Annotated in this window: 1 protein-coding gene; it reads right to left on the bottom strand. The window is 58.6% G+C overall.

Going from position 1 to position 602, the window contains the following annotated elements:
- Positions 1–92 precede the first annotated feature (92 nt).
- Positions 93–299, bottom strand: a complete 207-nt coding sequence (locus MWU54_RS18600) for a hypothetical protein (protein WP_247086753.1) — start codon at positions 297–299, stop codon at positions 93–95.
- Positions 300–602 lie beyond the last annotated feature (303 nt).

Raw genomic sequence — 602 nt, 5'->3', positions numbered from 1 at the left:
CGACAGAGGCGCTTGCGGCGAAGGCTGTCAGAACGAGGGCGGTGGATGCGATAAGAGTTTTCATGACTTTGGTCCTTTGAAAGAGGGAGGGTTTATTTAACGAGCGCCTGGATGACGGCGCGCTTTTCGCCTTCGCTGTCGCCCGAGTGGATGATCGACAGGATGGTGTTCACTTCGGCATCGCTCAGGGTCGAGACGTCAACGCCGGGGGCGTAGGTGTCGAACTCGGACGTGTCGACGGAGGCGGAGGCTGCGAAAGCGGTCAGAACAAGGGCGGATGCTGTGATGAGGGTTTTCATTGTGGTGGTCCTTTTCAATGTGATGCGCCTGACTGCGGCGCGGGTTTCGATGTTGCTGTGCACCGGTGTGGTGCGGTGAATGTTTTGTCTGTTGCCGGGCTGTCTGTCCGACACCAATCAAGCTAGGGGCCGAAGCGCGGTGTTTGAATTCACGAGCTGTGCACAGAGGCTCTCGCAAAAGTGGACTTGACGAAAAAGCGGCGTGAAACCGCTCTGCGCATGGGTGCACAGGGACGGTGCGGGCCATGAAAGACAGGGGGTTTGGGGGCGGATCGGCAAAGCTTTGCAGCGCGTCGGCATGTA

It is taken from the genome of Marivita sp. S6314, from assembly GCF_023015985.1.
Classification (GTDB): domain Bacteria; phylum Pseudomonadota; class Alphaproteobacteria; order Rhodobacterales; family Rhodobacteraceae; genus Marivita.
This window is presented reverse-complemented; position numbering and strand designations above follow the sequence as displayed.

Excerpts from the sequence above, each read along its gene's own strand:
- MWU54_RS18600 (WP_247086753.1), bottom strand. The coding sequence starts at position 299 with ATGAAAACCCTCATCACAGCATCCGCCCTTGTTCTGACCGCTTTCGCA.